The sequence below is a fragment of the Grimontia sp. AD028 genome, from assembly GCF_000973155.1.
Lineage (GTDB): Bacteria > Pseudomonadota > Gammaproteobacteria > Enterobacterales > Vibrionaceae > Enterovibrio > Enterovibrio indicus.
In genome coordinates, this window is record NZ_LASY01000085.1 from 49,011 (window position 1) to 71,314 (window position 22,304).

Consider the following 22,304-nt stretch of genomic DNA (forward strand, 5'->3'; position numbering starts at 1 on the left):
TGTTTATTTAAATGAGCATTCGTAGGCCAGTCAGCTAGCTACCTCTGTATGTTGAAAAGCTATAGGGAGAAACCAGTAAAGGGACGTGGTAATGCGCTTTCTCGTCATCGATGCCAAACCGGATAACGACATCGTCAAGAAAAGGGATATCGCTGAGGGCTACACCGCTATTTTTGAAGTATTCGGCAGTATTGAACTGCAGTTGGTATTTTCCTCGTTGGAAGTCTGTCTCTTCCAGCAATGGCTCGTTGGTTCGCCCGTCATGATTGGTCGTCATGGTGATGACGTGTTGAAGGGTATTTCCGTCTACACGGAATAATGACACTTCAATCTCCGCCCCCGGCTTACCTTTGGCCGTGTCGAGCACATGCGTTGTGAGCTTTCCCATTTACCTCTGTCCTTTTCTCTAAGGTTTATTCCTTCGTGCTTTCTTGTATCTAGCGAGGATCAACGTGATTTCGAGAGCGAATAACATGTGTATGATCCGATGCATTTCATTCTGTGTGCACATCTATGAACTTAAAATGTACACAATACTTAATTCTTGTAAAGGTCGAAAAATACGCAGTATCAATAGTGAGAATCACAGAAGAAAGCCGTTATCTAAAGGGGTTAACGCAGGAATTTGATGCAAAACTCGCATGAGATGGATTTCTAGAAATATGAAGGCGACAACATTTCGTTAACTTGTTCTTGTAAATTGTATACAAAATGTAATACTAAAAATGTGCTTGCCTACCAGAGGAAAGATCCTCCTCTGATTGCTTCTAATAAACTGATAAAGAGAAAAGGTAAGCCTCAAGGCTTTTGATGCAAGGTTTAACGCAAGGTTTAATGATAGGAATGGCGCGATGAGTAGTGACTATCCTCGGGATTTGAAAGGCTATGGTGCTCATCCCCCTCATCCAAGATGGCCGGGGGAGGCTCGGATTGCGGTTTCGTTTGTACTGAATTTTGAAGAGGGCGGCGAACGCTGTGTATTGCATGGGGACAGGGAGTCAGAAGCATTTTTATCTGAAATTCCTTCCGCACAACCCTTGGCGGGTGTCAGGCACATCAGCATGGAGTCAATCTACGAATACGGCACGCGTGCTGGACTTTGGCGGACTTTAAAACTGTTCCGCCAACATGAGATTCCTTTGACGGTATTTGCCGTTGGAATGGCAGCTGAAAGGTATCCCGAAGCAATTCAGGCGATGGCAGACGAAGGCCATGAAATTTGCAGCCACGGATACCGTTGGATTGACTATCAATATGTTCGTGAAGAAGACGAACGGGAAGACATGCAAAAAGCTATCGCGGCGATTAAAGCGGTCACAGGAGAACGGCCATTAGGATGGTACACGGGCAGAACCAGCCCAAACACCCGTAGGTTGGTTGCTGAAGAAGGCGGTTTTCTCTATGACTCTGATGCTTATGACGATGATCTTCCGTACTGGCATGAAGATGGAACTAAGCCGGGTAAGCCTCAGCTCGTTATTCCGTATGCCTTGGATACAAACGATATGCGCTTCTCAACCGTTCAGGGCTTCAATTCTGGCGAGCAATTTTTTCAGTATCTCAAAGACAGTTTTGATGTGCTGTATGAAGAAGGACAGGACGCACCGAAAATGCTTTCTATCGGCTTGCATTGCCGCTTGATTGGCAGACCGGGAAGACTGGCCGCGCTTAAGCGGTTTATAGAATACGTGAAGCAACATGACAGGGTATGGATCACCCGTCGTATTGATATCGCCAAACACTGGCACAAGCATCACCCACATCCAAGCATGACTAAACAGGTCTAAGGAAAGGCATAGTAATGGCACGATTTTCAACCTGTCGCCCCAGCGAGCAAACGAAAGAAGAGTTTGTCGATACGTTTGGCGGGGTTTACGAGCACAGTCCCTGGGTAGCAGAGCAAACTTATGGTGCTGGGCTTGATGCAGCGTTTGATGAACAGGAGACGCTTCACTCCCGCATGGCGGGTGTGCTCAACAATGCGGAAGAGTCTTCAAAAATGCAGGTTATTCTGGCTCACCCCGACCTTGCAGGTCGAGCAGCTCAGGCGGGTGAATTAACGGCAGAGTCTACGTCAGAACAGGCAAGTGCAGGTATCGATCAATGTACCTCAGAAGAGTTTGCCCGTTTCACCGATTTCAACGATCGCTACAAAGAAAAGTTCCAGTTTCCTTTCATCATGGCGGTGAAAGGGGCAAACAGACACTTGATTCTTGAAGCGTTCGAAAAACGTTTAGAAAACGATGTAACAACTGAATTCAACACTGCGATTGCTGAAATCAACAAAATCGCACTGTTCAGGCTACGTGATTTGTAGCTCTCTGGCCGTCGACATATCAATCCTATTTCAGGGCTTGTCGACGAATTCAGCGTCTCGCAAATTGAAGCTCGCCGGAAGCACACTCGATGCTTCCAGCTACAGTGAAAGGGGAAAAGACGCGACCTTTTGTATCCACCGACACCACAGCTTTAACGTCATCCGGTGTCTCAGATATATGTGATAAAGGAAGCAATGGAAATGGATAATCGTCCTGACTTCGTCAAGCTCGTTAATCTCGCCAGTAGCCGGCTCGGTACTGAAGCGATCTACGCGACAGATGACTTCTTCGCAGACAAACAACGTCTTGTTGATGATGCGCCTCCGGAATGGAAAGAAGACGTTTACGATGATAACGGTAAATGGATGGATGGCTGGGAATCGCGACGCAAGCGTGAAGAAGGCCACGACTACTGTGTGATTCGCCTTGGTTTGCCGGGCAAGATCATCGGCGTAGATATAGACACCTCTCACTTCACTGGAAACTATCCTCCTTCAGCATCACTGGAAGGTTGTTACTGCCCTGATGGTAATCCAACCGACGAACAGACTTGGGAAGAACTTCTGCCTTCAATAAATCTTCAGGGAGACAGCCACCACTTTGCGGATATTTATTCAGACAAACCCTTCACCCATGTTCGCTTTCATATCTATCCAGACGGTGGGGTAGCAAGGCTCCGAGTTTATGGTCATCCTGAAATTGATTGGGAACGTGTTAACCCGGAAAGTGAACTCGACTTAGTCGCTGTAGAAAACGGCGGACGCGCTCTGGCATGTAATGACCAACACTTCGGTCACATGAGTAACCTGATCATGCCTGGTCGCGGTGTAAATATGGGAGACGGCTGGGAAACAGCGCGTCGTCGCGTGCCTGGGAATGACTGGGTCATCCTTTCTATGGGGCATGCGGGATTGGTAGAGCGGATTGTTATTGATACAGCCCATTTCAAAGGAAATTTCCCAGATAGCGTCTCGATTCAAGCTGCTTTTGTAGAAGGTGGCACTGACGAGCAAATTGCCACGCAAAGCCTCTTCTGGCGTGAGCTCTTGCCAAGTCAGAAGTTGTCTGCAGACGCCATCCATGAGTTTGCTGAGCAGGTGAATAATTTGGGTGCGATCTCCCACGTCAGGGTCAACATTTTCCCAGATGGCGGCATAAGTCGTGTACGCCTATTTGGCAGGAAATCTGGCTGAGCTGATTACCCGTTACAGTGAGAAAAAGACAAAGGAGAAGGAAGAGTGCCAGTCACGGAATTGATGTTAAAACCGGAACCGCTGACGAAAGAAGCGTTCATGCCGTTTGGCGATGTGATTGAAGCCGAAAATCGTGACTACTTCATGATTAATAACGGCTCGACGCGTCGTTACCATAAGCTCGCAACGACTCAAGTTGACGAGGGCAGTGGCGTTATCATCAATATGTTTCAGGCGACCCCTCTTTCCTATCCTTTGCACATCATGATGTTGGAACGCCATCCCAAGGGCTCACAGGCTTTTATGCCTTTGCTCGGCAATGACTATCTGGTGGTGGTCGCGCCGCCGGGAGAAGCGCCGGATCCAGGTTCGATCCGCGCTTTCCATGCAAAAGGTAGCCAAGGGGTGAACTACCATCTGGGCGTTTGGCATCATCCTGTTCTTGCTTTGACACCGAATGACCAGTTTCTGGTGGTTGACAGGGAAGGTGCAGGTAATAACTGTGACGAGTTTTTCTTTTCAGAACAAACACGTGTGATATTGGCGCCCAATTTTTAACGTCATCATTTTAACAAAAGCGATTTGTTGCTTTGGTTAACGAACAGGCCGATATCTGAGAAAAACAGGAAGGGACGACGTAAGCTTTTTTGTAGCAGACAAATTTAGCGATGGCGTCCGTACAGGAGGTTGTTATGGATCCGTATATCACGGAATGGCTCAATCTGGCAGTGCGCTGGGTACACATGATTACTGGTGTTGCCTGGATTGGTGCGTCTTTCTACTTCGTATGGCTGGAAAACAACTTAAACAGATCGAATCCTAAAGAAGGATTGTCCGGCGATTTATGGGCGATACACGGTGGTGGTATCTATCACCTCGAGAAATACAAACTAGCGCCGCCTAAAATGCCTGAAACACTTCATTGGTTTAAGTGGGAGGCTTACTTCACCTGGATCACGGGTGTTGCACTGCTCACCATTGTTTTTTACTCCAATGCAGACATTTACCTCGTTAAACCGGGGTCGGGTATAACGCCAATGACAGCGGTAGCGATCGGTGTTGGGTCTTTGATTGCTGGCTGGTTTGTTTACGATTTTCTATGTGATTCTCCACTGGGCAAAAAGCCCATGTTACTTGGATTAGTGTTATTCGCTTTCTTAGTCTTTGCTGCTTGGGCGCTGAGTTTGGTCTTTAGTGGCCGTGGTGCTTACATTCATGTTGGTGCCATTATCGGTACCATCATGGTGGGTAATGTGTTCCGTATCATCATGCCTGCGCAGCGTGGATTGGTAAAAGCGATTGAAGAGGGCACAGAGCCGGATCCTGAGCTTCCCGCTAAAGGCCTGTTGCGTTCACGTCATAACAACTACCTCACGCTGCCTGTGTTGTTCATTATGATCAGCAATCATTTCCCCAGCACTTATGGCAACGAGTACAACTGGGCGATTTTGGCGGGTCTTTCGGTGATTAGCGTATTGGTTCGCCATTACTTCAATACGCGTCATGGAAGCCAAAAGTATGCGTGGACCATCCCAACTGCAGCGTTAGGTTTGGTTTGTCTGGCATTTGTCTCTGCACCTCAGTCTACTTCCCAAAATGTCTCAGCAGGCCATTCTCACGACATGCCGACTTCATCTATCGGTAACGAAGATCTGATATTTGTTTCGGTACAAGAGATCATTTTGGAGCGTTGTACGGTTTGCCACTCCCAAGCGCCAACCCATCCTGCTTTTGCCACTGCACCAGCGGGAGTCATGTTGGATACCCCAGAACAGATGCAGCTAGAAGTCTCCAGAATCGTAGCGCAGACGGTGACCACAAATATTATGCCTCTTGGCAATCTGACCCAAATGACTCAGGAAGAACGTGAATTGATCGGACAGTGGGCTCAAGAAGGTGCGCATATCCAATAGAAACGACATATTTATTTAATGAATAAAAAGCCAATTCGCCATGAGGTGGCTTTATTCTTTCCTGATTTAAATCAATGAAATATGCATTAACAGCTTTTACTCTGTATGAGTGGTTATGGAGGTGATTCACGGTTTCCATAGTTGTCGTGAATTATTTGGCCAAAAAGTTAACATTTCACGAGATTTGATAACGGGTTTTGGTTATACTTCGCGCCGAACAAAAATTCATCGATTCGCAGAAGCAAGACGTGGCGGCATTTCAGACGGTGCTACGCAAGCCGAGCAAAATACTTAGGAGAGAAACGTGGAAACTATTCTGGTCGTCGCATTTATCGTTGCAGCATTCTTTATCGTTAAAAAAGAACGTGCTTGCCGTTCATAAGTGCTCCGGTTACGACTGTTTGATACACTTTTTCAAAGCCCAATTTTCAGTCGATAGTAAAAATTAAAAAGCGCTAAAGCGAAAAAAGAAAAAGCAGAGCCAGAGCTCTGCTTTTGTGTTTCTGGGAATACGCTATTCTATGCGCTTACAACAACGTTTCCATTACCTGCCAATGAAATAAGGTGCTGTTTGATGGCGTTTGATGCATCACTCGTCAGCCCATACACATCGTAAATTCCGATGACCTTTCCATCAGACTCTTCCGAGCTAAATAACATTCCTGTTGCCACTGGTGTGCCTTCTTGCATTGCGACATAAAGTTCAACATGCATGCCGTCAGGCGTCGGTAAATCTGTGAGCGAAAGTTGAGAGAGGAACTCCATGATGGCTTCGCGTTCTGATTCTGGCCATTTTTGTGCCAGCGTTTTCGCGTAGCGAACCATCAGTGGGTGACAATCTACCTCATAAAATGTAAAGCCTTCTGTTGCGCCACCGGACGGTGTTTCCGTTGAAGCGGGTTCTGATTCCGCTGCCTTGTACAAACGTAAACCTTCTTTGCTTTCAGCCGTTGGGAATTGTGCACTTTCTACGTGGCTTGCCATCCAAGCCTGTTTTTTGTGGAAGTGGGAAAGAACGGTGGATTCGCTCATAAGAACTCCGGAATCTAGAATGTCCGAGAACTCAATCTCTCGGCAGCGTGAAGGCAATCTTCAATCGTGCTTCGATAATAGCGCTGTTCGATGAAATAACAATGGCTCACCAACAAAATGAGGAAATACTCAAACCGAGTGGCGATAAGTTGACCAGTTAATCATTGCTGGAGAATCATGATTTTAGGTATAAAATAGGAAATGGATTCGATAATCGCTGACTTTTCAGGTTCCCCTTTTTATGTCCGGACAACGCCTTCAAACCCAGTTTTCAATGATTTATAACCGTTTCGACGGAAAAGACGCCGATACCAATCTCGAGACCATGGCGGACATCTTTTGTTGCACCCGTCGTAACGCAAGAATGGTGCTCAACAAGATGGCGGAGCAGGGCTGGTTGAGCTGGGAACCCGCAGTTGGCCGAGGAAAGCAGAGTCGCCTGACGTTTCACCGCAGTGATTCCGATCTTCAAATGCGCCGCGTTAGAAAGTGGGTTCAGGAAGGCAAACTGGACGCAGCACTTGAAGAACTGGACAATGACGCCGCCAAGCTGGCAAGACTGATTCAGGAACAGTTAGGTGTTTCTACGCAGGAAGGTAAGCAAATCATCCGCCTTCCTTATTACCGCTCATTCCCTACGTTAAACCCAGCCAAACCTTTGCGCCGTTCTGAGCAGCACTTGGTCTCACAAATATTTAATGGATTGACGCGACTTAATGAAACCAATGAGAAAGTCGAGGCAGACCTAGCGCATCACTGGGAATCCATCACAGATACCCATTGGCGATTCTATTTGCGCCCTGCAGTGAAATTTCATGATGGCACGCTATTGAGTGCAGAAGATGTGATTTGGTCAATCAATGCCATGACCGGCAGTCCTTACTTTTCTCACATTCGGCATATTGAAGCGCCAGCAGAGAATGTTGTGGATTTCTTTTTGAGCCGGCCTGATGTGAGGTTCGCTGAAACCTTGGCTGTTCCTATGGCGTCCATTCAATCTCACAAGGCAGCAAAAAGTAAAGATGCCGACGCTTTTCCTGTGGGGACAGGCCCTTATCGAATCGTCGAAAACAACAGACGCCACCTGGTGCTAAAAGCACACGACCAGTATTTCGGGTATCGTGCACTGACTGATGAAATTGAAATATGGGTACTGGATAGCGCGGCAATGTGTTATCTACAACCCACCGCGTCACTTGATCCTACCGCGTTAGATTCTCGACAAGGTGCACTTCAAAGCGCAGCGAACGAGCGATTGGAGATAGACGAAGGTTGTGATTACCTTTTGCTGAATAGAAAAACAGGTATTGCGAAGGACAAGCGTTGGGCGGATTACCTTTGTCAGCGCGTTTCATCTCTTTTCTTGTTGCCTCACTTAGCGGAAAGGGGAATTGGTGAATACCGTCTGACTAATGCCTATGGTTTAGTTCCTGGATGGATACATACCAAAACGGCCAGACAAGATGTATTGCCCCCATCAAAATCAAAACTGAGGCTGGCTCATCAGGCCGATAATCCACTCTTTCCACTTCTCGCTGCGGCACTCAAAGACATGTTGGACGAGGACGGCGTTGAGCTGGAAATTCACACTGTGCCATACGAAGAAATGATGCAGCCTACGAACCCGAAAAAAGTAGATATTTGGCTTTGTGGGATGAGTTTGGGCAGCAAGAAGCATGATGCCATTCTGCCTTGGTTGATGAATTTTGATCATGTTTCATCAGCTATGCCAGAGGGTGAGTTTGAGGCATTGATTGAGAAAATGGCGGCGTGGCGCGCCCAGAAAAACGAAAGCTTCAATGCGGAGTCATTAGGACGTCTACTGGTTGAATCCTCACAGATCGTGCCACTTTTCCATATCTGGCAGGGCGTTGTAGACGGACAGGAATTGGAAGATGTCGCCTCAAACCGCGTTGGCTGGTTTGATTTCAAATCTGTATGGAAAAAGCCCTCTGTTTAACGCTTCATAACCATGCAAAAGCTGCGATAAGCAACAAAGGTAGCGTCAATACGGTAAAGCCATTTCCGAACAGCACCATTGACGCTACCTCATCTGCGCCCACTTTAAAGCGCTCGGCGTAGAGAAAATTCATCACGGCTGGTGGCAGCATGGCGAACAAAAGCATCATTCGCATGTGCTCTGACGGAAGAGGGATAAAAAAGTAGATCAGAGTAAAACTGATTGCACCTGTCACCAAGCTCAATACCGTGCTTAAAATTCCAACACGAATTCCAGACCACTTAATGGCAGTAAGCTGAACGCCAAGTGAAATCAGCATGACGGGCACCGCTGCATTTCCAACGAGCGTCATGCCTTCATTGAGTGGATTCCAAACTGTCCAGCCATTGAAATTGAAAGCCAGCGCGAGCATAGCCGCCCAAAGTAGGGGCATTTTAAGGACGTTGTTGAAGCGATATTCGCTGTTGCTTAACAAAGCCATACCTACGGTAATATGGAGAATGACGGAAACCACAAATAGCAAGACAGCAGGCGCCTCTGCGCTAACCCCAAATGCATAGCCAAAAAGAGGAATAGCAAGATTCCCACTATTACGGAACATTTGAGGTGGGCCCCAGGTTTTAAAGGGCAGTGACATTATTTTTCCGATGCCAAACATTAAAACACCAGGGAGTAGAACAGAAAGAACAGCAGCCAGGATAAGTGAGTTCTGTTGCCCGCCCATAGGCATCACAGAGAGGGTGGTGAACACCAAACACGGCACCATTAAATCGATATTGATTCGGTTGATATGGCGCATATCAGGTTTGAATGCCTTGCCTACAAAAAAGCCAGCTGCGACGACGGCAAATACCGGAAACAGTATGCTAATGACTTTTTCGAGCATCCTTGCCTCTTATTGTGGTGGTTTATTAAGTGACACCGTAACTGGTTGGGTTTGATACAACTTCCACAGCATCCATAGTGTCAGCAGGGTGCTGGTACAAGCGAGTGAAATCCATGTACCCGTTGTGCCGGCGAATTTCGTTAGGAAATATAACATTGCGGCAATAATGACCAGTTTACCGCCCGTTAACCAATTGGCAATGCTCGCCTGATTGATAGACTGAAAATATATCGCACCGACCAAAAGCAAACCTTCCATTGGCAAGCCCCAGAAGTAGAGGTACATGCCTTCTCGGGTCACTGCCGCCAACTCTGGATTATCACCACCAAAGGCATAAATAATGGCTTCAGGAAATCCGTATACGATAAATAAGCCAAAAGCGGCGACAATCATGGTCGCACCAAAGGCGATATTCCGGCTGGTTCTAACACGCTGAATCTGGCCTGCACCCAGGTTAAAACTGGTGATCGGCTGCATGCCCAAGGCGATACCTTCAAAAGCTAAATAGAAAAAGGCTTCTGTATAACTGACTATGGCATAGGCAGCGACATTGATAGGAGCACCAGAGGCGAGAAACGCCATATTATGAAAAGTGAGCACCACAGACAAATACAGGTACATAAGAAAACCTGGAATGCCGAGTTGAAGAATGTCTGTGATCGTTTTGGCCCTAATGACGATGGAGTTTAGCGTAAAACGTAACCGGGTGGTTGGTTTGAAAAAGTGACGTAAACAAAGCAATGCAGTTGCGGCCTGAGACAGCATGGTCGCAATCGCCGCGCCTTTCAGCTCCCATGGGATCAAAACGATAAAGACCCAATCTAGAAAGATATTTAGCACACCGCCAAAAATCATAATGAAAGTAACGCGGTTTGGTTCCCCATCGTTTCTCAGCAAAATAGAGAATGCCATGGATACCAGCGCAAATACGCCCATCCCGAAATACCACCGAAGGTAAGTGACAGCCATTTCTGCAACCCGACCTTCTGCACCGAGCGCGAGAATGACATCTTCGCAAAACGCCACGCCGACGATCGAGATAATAAGGCTGACAATCAGTGATAAGGACAGTGCGTTGCCGACAATATGTTGCGCGACGTTTGGTTTTCCTTGTCCAAGGTTGATAGAAACGAGAGACGCAGCGCCCATGCCAATCAGGTTACCCAAGGCATAGAGAATGGATCCGATAGGATAGGCAAGCATGATAGCTGCTAGTCCTTCTTCGCCCACGAAATGGCCGATAAACATGCCATCAACGGCAACATAAATACCCGTCACCAGCATGGCGGCGATTGTTGGCAATGAATAACGAAGGAAAAGGCGTAACAATGGCGCGTCGCGCAACATCGCGTCGTTAGCGTGAACTTCTGTGGTCATGAGATTCCGTTCAGGGTGGATCAGTTACAGCGTGTAGGCAGCGGTGAGTAGCATGTATTTGAACAGTGGCAATCCATCGCGATGACGGAAAAGAGGATGAAATATCCGGTGTCGACCGTCACTGAGATGGCATTCTTGCGCAATATCTTCTGAAAGGCTGCGATCCGCGTCGACTAATCGAATGCCTTGCGCCACATATTCTTCTTTATGGATGGGTTGATGACCTAACCACCAGCTAGGGATAGATTTACTCGCACTTGAACGGTCAACCCAATGGTCTGCCAAGATGACCAAGCGTTTTTCTTTGTCGCTTGCGGTATCCAGGTGCTCCAGCGTCCACTGTGTGTCTTTCACCAATCCTTTGCGGCAGGCGACATTTGCACTGATTAAGCGATGGGCGACGATATAGATTTGGTGGTCTGGGCTTTCAATCCTAAATGCAGGATGTTTAAGTACACCAGCTTCATCGAGCTGAGCATATTGAGCGTCAATGTTGAGGTTGTCGTAAGAGTGAATTAACCGACGTGCAAAGGCTTTGCCCAAGTGGCTTTCTTTCATTCCACGATTGTGGATTGTCGGATAGTGGTGTTCGCAAAAGCTGACACAATCAGATTGAAAGTCTCTCAGGCTCTGCGAAATCAGTTCGTCCAGCAAAAACGCCTACTCCAAAAATCAACACTACAACATAGGGTTGCGCTAAGGTTCCCTAAAGTATGGCAAAAATTTGAAATTTGCTATATCTGGATACGCTAATTGTGCAGAGCCGTTCAAAAGTGAGGTTATGTCCGCCTAAATACTGGTCGTAAAACGATTCTTTTGAGGGTTTTCCAACGAATCGCCAACAGGGTTAGCGCCAAAAGTAGGTAAATCGTCGGTTCAATGAGTTCTGATTTTGACGACCAGTAGAAGTGAATGGGGCCAACAATCAGTGCAACATAAACGAGGTTGTGCAATTGCTGCCATTTTGCGCCCATACTGCGCTGGATTTTTGCAGTTGATGTCATTGTCAGTGCAAACAGGATCAGCCATCCCAATGCACCAAATGTCAGATATGGTCGTGACAGGATTTCAGTCCCGAGCAGTGAGAAATTGAAAGTCAGATCCAACGCAAAATAGGTCAGCATATGTAACGTTGCCCAAAAGAATGCATAAAGACCAACGACACGACGACAACGAACCAGCAAGCCGTTTTTGGTAAAGCGGGCGATTGGGCTGATCAACATCGTCACCACCAAGGTATTCAGCGCAGCGATGCCTGTGAAGTGGGTGATGCCATCGACCGGATCTGCGCCAAATCGACCCGACAAAACCAAGTTCACCAAGTTGACTGCAAAGCCTAGGCTAACAAGATGAACAATAGTTTTAATCAGCGTGATGTGCGTGGGCGTTAAACGCATTAATAATTCGCCTTCAGGTTCATGTCCGTATAAAGGTGAGCGACTTCTTCCTGATAGCCATTAAACATCGCAGTCGGCTGACGACGCGAGCTGAAAATAGAACCTTCACCGATAAAGCGCTCTGAAGCTTGGCTCCAACGAGGGTGGTCAACCTGCGGATTGACATTGGCATAGAATCCGTATTCGTGCGGCGCCAACAAATTCCAAGTTGTTGCTGGTTGCGCTTCCAGAAGGTGAATCTTCACAATGGATTTGATGCTCTTGAAACCATATTTCCACGGCACAACCAAACGCACAGGTGCGCCATTCTGCGGTGCAAGTGTTTGACCAAACAGTCCTACGCTAAGCAAGGTCAGCGGATTCATGGCTTCATCCAGTCTCAAGCCTTCTACATAAGGGTAATCAATACCACCACCAACAAACTGGGAACGTTGGCCTGGCATTTGTTTTGGATCATGAAGGGTTTCGAATGCCACGTATTTTGCGCTTCCCATTGGATCCGCTTCTTTCAACAGTGCCGCGAGGGAAAAGCCTACCCAAGGAATGTTCATGGACCACGCTTCAACACAGCGCATGCGATAGAAGCGGTCTTCGAGCGGGAATTTTTTAAGCAAGTCGTCATAGCTCAGCTTCATGGGTTTATTCACTAAGCCATCGACTTCGAGTGTCCATGGATTAACAACGAAATTCTGGCTGTTTTCGACAGGGTCACCTTTTCCTGTGCCGAATTCATAGAAGTTGTTATAGGTCAGCACTTTGGACTCAGGCGTTGTTTCCAGCCCTTTGCCATAAGGTGTTTTCTCTGCAACCAGAGGGGATCTGACAAAGGTTGTGCCATCAGTTGCTTTGTCATCATCACCACCGAAAATGCCAAAAATATTGGCCTGGGATTGGGCGGCGAAAGGGAGGCTGGCGGTCACGACTCCGAGTTTTTTCAGAATTTCACGACGGGATTTGTAAACACTTTCCGGGGTGAGTTCGTTTTCTTTTATTTCTGATTTCTTTGGCACTCGGATCAGCATCAGGTTACTCCGTTCTCAATCTGTGCGAAGGCACATTACAACTCTTACCTATCAGACCTATATAACGTCAAAGTTCTTTCAATAGATTAGGGTCTGTTGCCCTTTTTTTGTTAAATATTGTTCTAGCGAAAAGCGTTTTAGGCGCGGCGAGGTTTGTGAAGCCTAGTGTTTCTAAGCAAACAGACCTCAACAAAGCATAAAACGCTTTTAGCAGAACCCATGGGGCAGCGTTTGCGGCTCCTTTCTTCTGCGGCATCGGTTGTTTCATGTAGGATAACTACACATCAAAACCTCTGCCTTGAATAAAGCAACCACAAACAGCTGCAATATTCACAACAAAAGGTCATCAGACCCTATGCTTTTATGAAAAAACGTTCATTACAGTATGGTAGTTGCGATGGATGATGGGTAGAGTGAAGTCGAATGAGAAGTCATTGACTAAGTGGTTATTTAATCGCCAGTTTCCAAACGTGCTCCGGGAATGGATTTTCAAATGAAACGTTATATTTTTATGCTCGCACTTGCGTCTTCGGCTATGCCAGCTTCAGCGCAAGGCCTTTCGGCGGGCGTGTTCATCGGTTCTCCGATGTCTGGTGTCAGCATTGCCCAGCATAACCTTCGTGTATCAATCGGCATTGAAGAAAATGGCGTCGCTGTCGACGGAACCTTTAATCTGGGCGATTGGCTCGCCCGTCCAGAATTTGCTCCAGTTTATGCTTACACAGGTGCCCAATGGGTAGACGATAAACACCATAAATGGGGGCCGCGTGCTGGGTTGGGGATAGCTGTTCCAATGGGGCATGGTGATATCGAGCTTTATGGTGAGGCGGGAACAACTTGGTATTGGCAGGACGACGCTGCTTTCAAGTTTGAAGGAGCTTTTGGTCTTCGTATGTTCTTCTGAGCATGTTTTGAACAAGGCACCATTTTGTTAAAAGAGCGCTGATAAGCGCTCTTTATCTTTGTGTGTCGGCCATGAGAAACAACAGCGAATAATCCGGGGTATTGAAAGGCATAGCAGAGAGCAAAGGTCATATCTCGTGTTATCTTTTAAGAAGAAACTAATATCAAAAAACCTTGAGAGAAAAAGGCGAGATGAAATTCGCGCGTAAACTTATCCCTGTCTTGTTTGCCAGCCTTCTACCAACGTTATCGATGGCGAATGAGTATGCTTGGCCAGAAGCCGAAACACGCCTGATAGGGGACAACCCTGTCCATATTGTTAAGCCGGGTGAACACCTAGAATTGATTGCCAAAGACTACAACGTAGGCTTTTTGGCTTTGCTTTCTGCAAATCCGGGAATTGATCCTTACCTGCCAAAAGCGGGAACGTTTGTCACCATTCCACAGCAATTGATCCTTCCTGACGTTGATTATGATGGCATCGTTATCAATCTGGCGGAGTTGCGTCTCTACTACTTCGATACGGAAAACCAAAAGGTTCATATCTTCCCGATTGGTATTGGTAGTGTTGGTCGTGAAACACCGATTATGACAACCAAAATTAGCCAGAAGCGTGAAAACCCGACCTGGACACCACCTGCAAGCCTGAGAAAAGAGTATTTGGAAGAGCGCAATATTGTGCTGCCAGATGTGGTACCTGCAGGCCCTGAAAACCCGCTTGGTACTCACGCGCTGAGATTGGCTTATGGCACTGGCTCCTATCTTATCCATGGCACGAACAAAGACTTCGGTATTGGGCTTCGTGTCAGTGCTGGCTGCATTCGTATGAGACCGAGCGATATCGTTTGGTTATTTGAGAAAGTCGTATTGGGAGAAAAGGTTCGAATTATCAATGAGCCTGTGAAAACCAGTTATGAACCTGACGGTGCGGTATATGTTGAAGCGCATCGTCCTCTTTCTATTGATGAGTCAGAGGTAGGTAAGCGAGTTCTGACTCAACCTGATCCGCGTATTGCGCATTGGTTGAAATCAAACCAAATGAACTTTAGCCGTTATCGTGCTGCACTGGCAGTGCAATCAGGCGTGCCGATTGAAGTGGGAAATGCGTTTGCACAAAACGCTGCGGCTCCCGAAGGAGCCGCAGAATTATAGGGGGAATATAGCGTAGTTCTTACTTGCTGTAAGACTGCGCCATGTTGTCAATGCGCTCGTTTGCGCGTGCTGCTTCATCATAAGAAAGCGCTGATGCTGCTGCTACGTCTGCTACGTCGCCTTGTAGAGCTGAAACTTGGTTAGACAGAGAGTCTACTTTAGACGACAGGTCAGCTACGCTTTGCTCAAGCGCTGAATTGCTTGAACAACCAGCTAATAATGCGCTGGATGCGATTGCTGCTACTGCTAGGAGACGAATTTTCATAGTAAAAACCTCTTCGTTTTTGTTGGGTTGCCTTACTGCTTTAATATTTACCTGTTTAAACAACTGGCTGCAGTATAACCATAGACTGCGTTTTACTATTCTGCCCCTTAGTGCGTGGAGTTATGCGCCTCAATGTTGATACAGCTTAAAGATCTAAGTCCCTCATCAGAATAAAAGTCTAGAACTTTGCTAGTTTTATAACCGTTTCAGTGCTTGTGTTTCATATGTGCGCCTGCCATGACCTTCTTGATTGGCACTTCTTGGGTAATTTGTGTTCCATCTGAAAAGGTTAGCGTTAGCGGAAGTGTCTCACCTTCCTTAAGTGGTTTTTGCAAATCAAAGAGCATTACGTGTAAACCACCCGGCTTCAATTCCGTCATGCCATTTGCTGGCACCTCGATACTTTCTACCTGACGCATTTTCATCATGCCATCGTGCATTGCATGGGTATGCAGTTCTACAACTCCCGCTGCGGATGTTGTTGCATTAAGGAGTGACACGGTTTCATCCCCGCTATTTTTCAGCATCATAAAAGCAGCGCTGTTTGGCGCGTGTGGCGGTGTAGCGCGTGCGTAGGGCTCTGAAACTTCAATCGCTGCAAAAGACGAAAAAGAAATAGCACTGAATGCGGCTGCTAAAAGAGAAGCACGAAAGTTCATTGGAAACTCCTGTTAAATAAGCGCGACCCGTATCCACAAGTCGCCGAAATCTCATCGTGTTTATTGTGTTTGGGTGGTGAGCCTAAGAATGGCGTCTGAAACCATGTTTGGATTCAACGTATGAGGCACTTTTTCAAGTAACTCACCTTTAGGGTTCAAGAAATAGAAGTAAGAGCTGTGGTCTACGGCGTATTCCATGGCTGAGTCTTCCAACTGTGTGATTTGGTAAAGCACGCCATATTTTCGGGCCAATGCCGTCGTTTTATCCGTTGATGTGCTGGCACCTTCAATATTCGGATGAAAATATCCAGCGTACTCTTGGGCTGCTTCACCATTATCTCGCTCAGGGTCAAGCGTGATGAATACGGGTCTTACACCTTCGAGTGTTTCTTCAGGCAAAGACTTGAGTGATGCTGAGAGAATTGCCAGTGACGTAGGGCATACATCTGGGCAATGGGTATAGCCGAAATAAACCACGCGCACTCTTTCGTCGTTTTCATCAAACAGGTTGATGGTTTCTGTTCCACTTTGAAGTAGGCCGATTTCTGATGGGGTAGCAACAGGTTTGTTATTTTGGTCAACGAGGTATCGCGCACCAAAGCCAGCCAAAAGAGCAGCGACAACAACCAGAACTTTTACTTTCATCGAGCCATCCTTACGTCAATAGGTAAAGAGAGAACGTTATCAGGGCTTTTGACTACGCCTCGCCAAGTCATTTCATCTTCCATGCAGATTGGGAGCATCAAGTCTCCTGCATACACGTTATTGCCTGCTGAAGAAAGTTTGAGTTTGTAAATTCCCATGTTCATCTCAACGCCTTGAAGCTCTACTATCAGGTGATCGACATTTGCATTAGAGACTTCCACACGGATTTCAGTCGGAATAAGAGGAGCGGCCGTGGCTGATGCCATCGAGACGGTTGCGTGGTCAAACGTACAGGGAGTCGTGCCGATGGTGCAGTTTAGTGCTGGCGATGGCATGGCAGGTGTTGCTTCATCAAACAGGGTTTTATCTGCAAAGAAGTAGCCAAAGGCAACAACAAGCGCTAGACCCATTAATTCAACGCCGCGTCGGCGTCCGGTGCCAGTTAAATTCATAAAAGAACTATAGCCAAAACAAAGATTGAGCAGCTTATCATTTCATATATGTTGACGTTGTGAGAAACCTCTTGAAATGAAAGCAATTGTGCTCATATTGACAGGGTAAATAACGAAAAAGGCCTCATAAAGAGGCCTTATTGATTAGGGTGCGCATAAATTAGTCAGCGAGTTTTTCTGACACTTTCTCAAGACCAATCACCAGTGCGAAGCCAACAATCATCATGACGATTGCAGTACCCATAAGTGCCGGTTGCCCTGTTGCGGCTTCAAACGCCCCTGGAGACAATACCTTTTCAACAAGAGGAACTTGCTCGCCAGACGAATTAACGCGGAAGCTGATAGCTTCTTTCCAAGGCCATACTTTGCCCAATGCACCAATCAAAAGGCCGGTGAGGAAGGCGATAGTCAGACTACGGAAATTGTTTAGCAGCCATGAAAGCACGTGAGAGAAAGACAAAATACCAGCAAGACAGCCCAGAGCGAACAAAGCAAGGATTGGAATGTTGAAGCTTTTGACGGCATCCAAAACGGGCGCATACATGCCAAGCAAAAGCAGAATAAAACTACCGGAAATGCCAGGAAGGATCATCGCACAGATGGCGATTGAGCCAGCAATAAATACCGTCAGCATACTAAATTCCATGCTGATAGGGTTAGCAACGGTAATGCCGTAGGCAAAAATAGCACCTGCAATCGCCAATACGATTTCACCCACGGACCATTTCTCTACTTGTTTGATCATGTGAATGGCGGACGCGATGATCAAGCCAAAGAAGAATGACCAAATAACAATAGGGTGGTTCTCGAGGGCATAAGAGACGGCTTTAGCCAGTGTCAGGATTGCCGTGAGAATACCAGTCAGCAAGGATGCGAGGAAGGTACCGTTAACATGCTGCCATACTGCGCCAAAGCCTTCGCGTCGCCACAGTGAAATAATAGAAGGGTTTACGCGTCGGATGCTCTCTAGCAGAGTGTCATAAATCCCCGTGATGAATGCGATAGTACCGCCAGAAACGCCCGGAACGACATCTGCCGCACCCATTGCCATTCCTTTGAAAAAGGTGAGAATATTTTGCTTCATTGCGTGAATAACTAGCCATAACTTATAGAGTGCCGCCATTATAGCGATTCAATCTGAAAGGGCTATGAAATCCTGTCACCGTGAAATGCCCACAAATACGCGGCGGCGAGCTTTTCCTTACCATTGAAAACAATGGGATCTCCGTGAATGGGGAGAATATGGTCGAATGGCCATGTCAGAATTTCTTGCAAAGACTGACGAAGCAACTTCGATTCCTTTATCTGTATTTGGTAGGGAAGCGGGACGCAAGCTTCTTTGTTGCATCCCAGTAAGCGACCGACAAATTGCTTGAGCAAGCTACCTTCCTGGAGCAACAAAAGGCTTTCACCTAACACCAATGTGCGACTATTCGGGTCGCAAAAGATCACTTCTTCGCAGGCATCGTTGCCTCTCAAAACCGTTTGGTAAAGCTGGTTACGCCACAAAGTCGACGTGGTGGAATTAAGAATCCCATCAAATCCTAAGTCGGTGCGTTTGTTGTAAAGACCGGGGGCAGCAAAAAAGCGCGCTTCCGGATAGGTAAGCCACCAATCAGACAAATTCTGGTGTAAGTGCAGGTTGGCGGTAGTTATACAGCTTATTTTTCCAATTCGTTTGAGTTGTTCCTGAAGTTGAGGGGATAGGCTGGCTGGGTTATGAACTAGTAATGAGTCATCGTTTAGGCGAAAAACAGTCATTCGTTGCCCAATATTCACGCCGAAGCGACGATAAGGCTCTGTGTGGTGCCACATGATATTGGCATGCCATTCAATCATTGATATTCATCCATGAATGTCGATTAGTCAGATAAATATCAGAACCTATGGCATTCGCAAAGCATTTCTTTTTAGATCCAATCTTCTTCGTCATCTAGCCCCAAATTCTCGTTCGAAAAATTTGAATGACTTGTTAGGTTTAAGGTGGTGTTAACTTGTAATAGGGTTGCCTAAACTGGCTTCAACAAAGGAGTTAAGTATGACGACAAGAACTGTACATCGTGTCATTCGTTCTCACGCATCGCAGGACGGCGATGGTGTGAAGATCAGCCGCGCACATGGTTTTAATGACCCAAGGTTCAGCCCTTTCCTGATGATTGACGAGCTGAAGAGTGTAAACCCTGATGACTACATTGGTGGTTTTCCTCCGCATCCTCACCGCGGTATTGAAACCTTGACCTACATGCTTAAAGGGCATTTTCAGCATCGCGACCATATGGGAAATGTTGGTGAACTTAAATCTGGCGGTGCGCAGTGGATGAGTGCAGGCAAAGGTGTGATTCACAGTGAAATGCCGATCATGAGTGACGGTGAACTTCATGGGTTTCAAATCTGGATTAACATGCCGGCAGCGAAAAAAATGCGCCCTGCGCAGTACCACGATTTTCAGTCACCTGAAATTAATGAGTATGGTGAAACCGAAAACTTACTTCGGGTGATTGGTGGTCATGCAGTCAGTAACGGTGTGCCTGTTGAAGGCCCATTACAACAAACCAGTATCGAAGTGTTTGTTGCGGACTGGCGTGCAGCATCAGATCAAAGTCGTGAGATTTTGTTGCCAAGTACCTATCAGGCAAACCTTTATGTCTACAAAGGAGAGGTGGAAGTTGCGGGCGAGTCAGTCAAACAAAGCCACTTCGTTCAACTCTCTGGCGGTGATGCTATTTCGTTGAAGGCAAATGAAGAGTCGGGGGTATTGATATTGTCCGGCCTCCCCATTGATGAACCCGTTGTTCATTACGGCCCGTTTGTGATGAATTCAATGGAAGAGATTAATCAAGCTATAACGGACTACCAAAATGGTGTGTTGACTGATTGAGTCAGGCCGAAGAACAGAGGGAGCAGTACGCTCCCTTTTTTCATCTATCTACTGTGCTTCACGAATAAACGCTCGAAAGTAAACAAAATGTTGAATAGCGTTAACTCTTTTGTTTTATTTCTAAATGACAAAACAACTGGAGTTTTCACTTGTTACTCGTAATTGCACACGCGATTGAAACTGTCTTACTCGTGACAGGTGTCGTAGCGCTTATTCGCTGCGCTTTTCAATACGCTTCCCGAACAGAGAACTGGCATCAGCTCAATGTTGTTCTGTTTCACGTGCAAAGCCTCTCTCGAGACGAGATGAAATGGTGGTACGTCGCGATGTTCAGCCTGATCTTGGGTGGTATCGTCAGAGTTCTCAATATGTTGACTCCTGCATAACAAGCCTTGCAATAAAAGTGTGATGTGTGTGAACTAGGATTAAACTCTGATACACTTCGTTTTTGTGCAGCCCATAAAGGAAATCATGCCCAACGTCACACCTATCACGCTATCAATTGCGCACATCAATGACACTCACTCTCACTTCGAACCGACACCGATCTCGCTTGCTGTAAATGGCTTGGAAGACCGTATTTATGCCAATGTGGGTGGTTTTGCCCGAATTGCTTCTGTCGTTAAATCATTCAAACAAGAAACTCAAAACGATACGGACGGCTTCCTTTTCCTTCATGCTGGGGACTGCTTTCAAGGCACGCTTTATTACAGCCTATTTAAAGGCGAGGCCAACGCCACTTTACTCAACATGTTGAACCTGGATGCGATGGCTTTGGGTAATCATGAATTAGATTTGGGTAATGCCGCGGTTTCAAAATTCCTCGACCAAATTACCTTTCCGTTTCTGGCAGGTAACTGGGATGTCAGTAAAGAACTCCCGAACAAGCCGTTTCCTGTAAAAGGGAAAGCGCCTCTGCTGGCCTATGATCCAGACCTGAAAATTGCCAGCGTACTTACGAAAGAGTTTGGCGGCAAGAAAGTGGCCATCTTCAGCGTGGCTCTGGATAAAATGGCCGATATCGCCATGCCTGATCCTGACACACCATTCGTCAGCTCTAAAGAAACCATCATAAACACGGTTAAGTACATCCACGAGGAAATCGGCACACCACACATTATCTTGCTCAGCCATTTAGGATATGACCAAGACCTGAAAATGGCTGAAGAGGTAGAGGGTCTGTCTGTGATTGTGGGTGGTCATAGTCATGTGTTACAGGGTGACTTTAGCAATCTTGGTCTTGGCGACATGGGACCTTATGGCCGCCAGATTAACGACACCCTTGTGGTGCAAGCCGGATGCCATTCACTTGCCCTCGGAAAGCTGACAGTCACGCTAGATGAAAATGGAAAGGTGACAGCACATAGCGGTGGCAACTTCCTGATGCTTGGCCGCGGTTTGGCGATGGATGCGTCCTGGGACCAAAATCTTCCTGATGAAGCGTTCCAGAAAGGCAAGGCGTATTTGCTAGAACAACCGAATGTTATTCATTGTCGCGGTGATGAAGGGATAAAGCAGGTGATAGCCGAACGATATCGCCCAGCTGTAGATAAATTAAAGAGTGACGTTGTCACTAATTTGCCTGCCCGATTACGGCATATTCGTGTACCAGATGAAAAAGGCGGCAGCCAGATTGCTCCATTAGTTTGTGAAGCGATGATTTATTCTGCAAGAGAGCGCGGTTATGAGGTCGATTTTGCTATTCACAATGCGGGTGGTGTTCGCGTAAGCCTTGAGAATGGGAAGCTGACTGCAGCAGAAGTGGCGGGCAGACTCTTGCCGTTTGCCATCGATCTAATGTTATACAAACCAACAGGCCTTCAAGTGATGCAGGCGCTGGAAGGCGCCATCAATAACGCGACGAATAACGGCGTAGAAGGCACAGGAGACGGTAGTTTTCCTTATACCGCTGGACTGCGTTATACCTATGAATGTTGCAAACCCAAAGGTCAGCGGATTACACAGTTGGAATATCAAACGCTAGGTGGAACCTGGAAAACAGTCGAATTAGAGAAGACATACATCGCGGTTTCCTCGGCGTACACGTCGCAAGGAAAAGAAGGCTATGATTCTTTGAAATGTATGAGCGAATTACCTCGTTCCATTTATGTCACTCTTGCCGACAGTTTTATCGAGTTTGCCAGAACGAAAGACACACTGTTAGCACCAGAAGAAAACCTTTTAACTTACCTTCCTTGCCGGTCTAATGATTGAGCAAAGAACTACTTGTGATAAATCTGACAGTTAGGCGG

General features: G+C 46.8%; 24 protein-coding genes. 11 read left to right on the forward strand and 13 right to left on the reverse strand.

The annotated features are described in order from the left end of the window. Positions 1-34: 34 nt before the first annotated feature. Positions 35-388 carry a hydroxyisourate hydrolase gene (gene uraH / locus RN22_RS24750; protein WP_082111436.1) on the reverse strand — a complete coding sequence of 118 codons (354 nt, stop codon included), beginning with the start codon at positions 386-388 and terminating at the stop codon, positions 35-37. A 463-nt stretch (positions 389-851) separates the two neighbouring features. On the opposite strand from uraH, the gene puuE reads away from it, so the two are divergent. From puuE to RN22_RS17930, 5 genes are all read left to right on the forward strand, one after another. Next, complete coding sequence (puuE, locus tag RN22_RS17910) at positions 852-1,787, forward strand: allantoinase PuuE (RefSeq protein WP_046306373.1); 936 nt, start codon at positions 852-854, stop codon at positions 1,785-1,787. A 14-nt stretch (positions 1,788-1,801) separates the two neighbouring features. Beyond that, entirely contained in the window at positions 1,802-2,317 is a 516-nt protein-coding gene (uraD, locus tag RN22_RS17915) for a 2-oxo-4-hydroxy-4-carboxy-5-ureidoimidazoline decarboxylase (protein ID WP_046306375.1), read from the forward strand. Positions 2,318-2,518: 201 nt separating this feature from the next. Then, entirely contained in the window at positions 2,519-3,511 is a 993-nt protein-coding gene (alc, locus tag RN22_RS17920) for an allantoicase (protein WP_046306423.1), read from the forward strand. 63 nt (positions 3,512-3,574) lie between these two features. Further along, complete coding sequence (locus RN22_RS17925) at positions 3,575-4,069, forward strand: ureidoglycolate lyase (RefSeq protein WP_046306425.1); 495 nt, start codon at positions 3,575-3,577, stop codon at positions 4,067-4,069. Between the two features lie 134 nt (positions 4,070-4,203). Next, complete coding sequence (locus tag RN22_RS17930; RefSeq protein ID WP_046306377.1) at positions 4,204-5,424, forward strand: urate hydroxylase PuuD; 1,221 nt, start codon at positions 4,204-4,206, stop codon at positions 5,422-5,424. Between the two features lie 519 nt (positions 5,425-5,943). Here RN22_RS17930 and RN22_RS17935 read toward each other — a convergent pair. Then, positions 5,944-6,456, reverse strand: a complete 513-nt coding sequence (locus RN22_RS17935; protein ID WP_046306380.1) for a hypothetical protein — start codon at positions 6,454-6,456, stop codon at positions 5,944-5,946. Between the two features lie 241 nt (positions 6,457-6,697). On the opposite strand from RN22_RS17935, the gene RN22_RS17940 reads away from it, so the two are divergent. Next, entirely contained in the window at positions 6,698-8,416 is a 1,719-nt protein-coding gene (locus tag RN22_RS17940) for an SgrR family transcriptional regulator (protein WP_046306383.1), read from the forward strand. 4 nt (positions 8,417-8,420) lie between these two features. Here RN22_RS17940 and RN22_RS17945 read toward each other — a convergent pair whose 3' ends face one another. The 5 genes from RN22_RS17945 to msrP all read right to left on the reverse strand — a co-directional run bounded on the left by RN22_RS17945 (position 8,421) and on the right by msrP (position 13,098). Then, positions 8,421-9,302, reverse strand: a complete 882-nt coding sequence (locus tag RN22_RS17945; RefSeq protein ID WP_046306384.1) for an AEC family transporter — start codon at positions 9,300-9,302, stop codon at positions 8,421-8,423. Between the two features lie 9 nt (positions 9,303-9,311). After that, a complete protein-coding gene (locus RN22_RS17950) occupies positions 9,312-10,679 on the reverse strand; it encodes an MATE family efflux transporter (protein ID WP_046306387.1) in 1,368 nt (455 codons plus the stop codon). Positions 10,680-10,703: 24 nt separating this feature from the next. Beyond that, positions 10,704-11,333, reverse strand: a complete 630-nt coding sequence (locus tag RN22_RS17955) for a hypothetical protein (RefSeq protein WP_046306388.1) — start codon at positions 11,331-11,333, stop codon at positions 10,704-10,706. Between the two features lie 125 nt (positions 11,334-11,458). Then, positions 11,459-12,076, reverse strand: a complete 618-nt coding sequence (gene msrQ, locus RN22_RS17960) for a protein-methionine-sulfoxide reductase heme-binding subunit MsrQ (protein WP_002535920.1) — start codon at positions 12,074-12,076, stop codon at positions 11,459-11,461. Continuing rightward, on the reverse strand, positions 12,076-13,098 hold the full coding sequence (gene msrP / locus RN22_RS17965) for a protein-methionine-sulfoxide reductase catalytic subunit MsrP (protein ID WP_046306390.1): 1,023 nt from the start codon (positions 13,096-13,098) through the stop codon (positions 12,076-12,078). Before msrP ends, msrQ begins: the two co-directional genes overlap by 1 nt. Before the next feature lie 493 nt (positions 13,099-13,591). On the opposite strand from msrP, the gene RN22_RS17975 reads away from it, so the two are divergent. Both RN22_RS17975 and RN22_RS17980 read left to right on the forward strand, forming a co-directional pair. After that, positions 13,592-14,002 (forward strand): hypothetical protein, encoded by a 411-nt coding sequence (locus RN22_RS17975; protein WP_046306394.1) that lies wholly within the window; start codon positions 13,592-13,594, stop codon positions 14,000-14,002. A gap of 191 nt (positions 14,003-14,193) precedes the next feature. After that, positions 14,194-15,153, forward strand: coding sequence for a L,D-transpeptidase family protein (locus RN22_RS17980; RefSeq protein ID WP_046306395.1), 960 nt, complete (start codon positions 14,194-14,196; stop codon positions 15,151-15,153). Positions 15,154-15,172: 19 nt separating this feature from the next. On the opposite strand, the gene RN22_RS17985 is transcribed toward RN22_RS17980, so the two are convergent. The 6 genes from RN22_RS17985 to RN22_RS18010 form a co-directional block, all read right to left on the reverse strand. Next, positions 15,173-15,418, reverse strand: coding sequence for an LPP leucine zipper domain-containing protein (locus RN22_RS17985; protein ID WP_002535915.1), 246 nt, complete (start codon positions 15,416-15,418; stop codon positions 15,173-15,175). A gap of 206 nt (positions 15,419-15,624) precedes the next feature. Next, complete coding sequence (locus RN22_RS17990) at positions 15,625-16,077, reverse strand: copper chaperone PCu(A)C (protein ID WP_046306397.1); 453 nt, start codon at positions 16,075-16,077, stop codon at positions 15,625-15,627. A gap of 60 nt (positions 16,078-16,137) precedes the next feature. Continuing rightward, positions 16,138-16,722 carry an SCO family protein gene (locus RN22_RS17995; protein WP_046306399.1) on the reverse strand — a complete coding sequence of 195 codons (585 nt, stop codon included), beginning with the start codon at positions 16,720-16,722 and terminating at the stop codon, positions 16,138-16,140. Beyond that, positions 16,719-17,174 (reverse strand): hypothetical protein, encoded by a 456-nt coding sequence (locus RN22_RS18000; protein ID WP_046306401.1) that lies wholly within the window; start codon positions 17,172-17,174, stop codon positions 16,719-16,721. Before RN22_RS18000 ends, RN22_RS17995 begins: the two co-directional genes overlap by 4 nt. A 160-nt stretch (positions 17,175-17,334) precedes the next feature. Beyond that, a complete protein-coding gene (locus RN22_RS18005; RefSeq protein WP_046306427.1) occupies positions 17,335-18,258 on the reverse strand; it encodes a DUF368 domain-containing protein in 924 nt (307 codons plus the stop codon). 62 nt (positions 18,259-18,320) lie between these two features. After that, the gene (locus RN22_RS18010) at positions 18,321-19,013 is read right to left on the reverse strand and encodes a methanol oxidase (RefSeq protein ID WP_046306403.1); all 693 of its coding nucleotides are present in this window, start codon (positions 19,011-19,013) and stop codon (positions 18,321-18,323) included. Positions 19,014-19,212: 199 nt separating this feature from the next. Between RN22_RS18010 and RN22_RS18015 the strand changes: the two genes are divergently transcribed. The 3 genes from RN22_RS18015 to RN22_RS18025 all read left to right on the forward strand — a co-directional run bounded on the left by RN22_RS18015 (position 19,213) and on the right by RN22_RS18025 (position 22,266). Continuing rightward, entirely contained in the window at positions 19,213-20,052 is an 840-nt protein-coding gene (locus RN22_RS18015) for a pirin family protein (RefSeq protein WP_046306405.1), read from the forward strand. Positions 20,053-20,201: 149 nt separating this feature from the next. Next, entirely contained in the window at positions 20,202-20,438 is a 237-nt protein-coding gene (locus RN22_RS18020; RefSeq protein WP_002535905.1) for a hypothetical protein, read from the forward strand. Between the two features lie 85 nt (positions 20,439-20,523). After that, positions 20,524-22,266: a bifunctional UDP-sugar hydrolase/5'-nucleotidase gene (locus RN22_RS18025; protein ID WP_046306407.1), complete on the forward strand. Its 1,743-nt coding sequence runs from the start codon at positions 20,524-20,526 to the stop codon at positions 22,264-22,266. Positions 22,267-22,304: the final 38 nt, after the last annotated feature.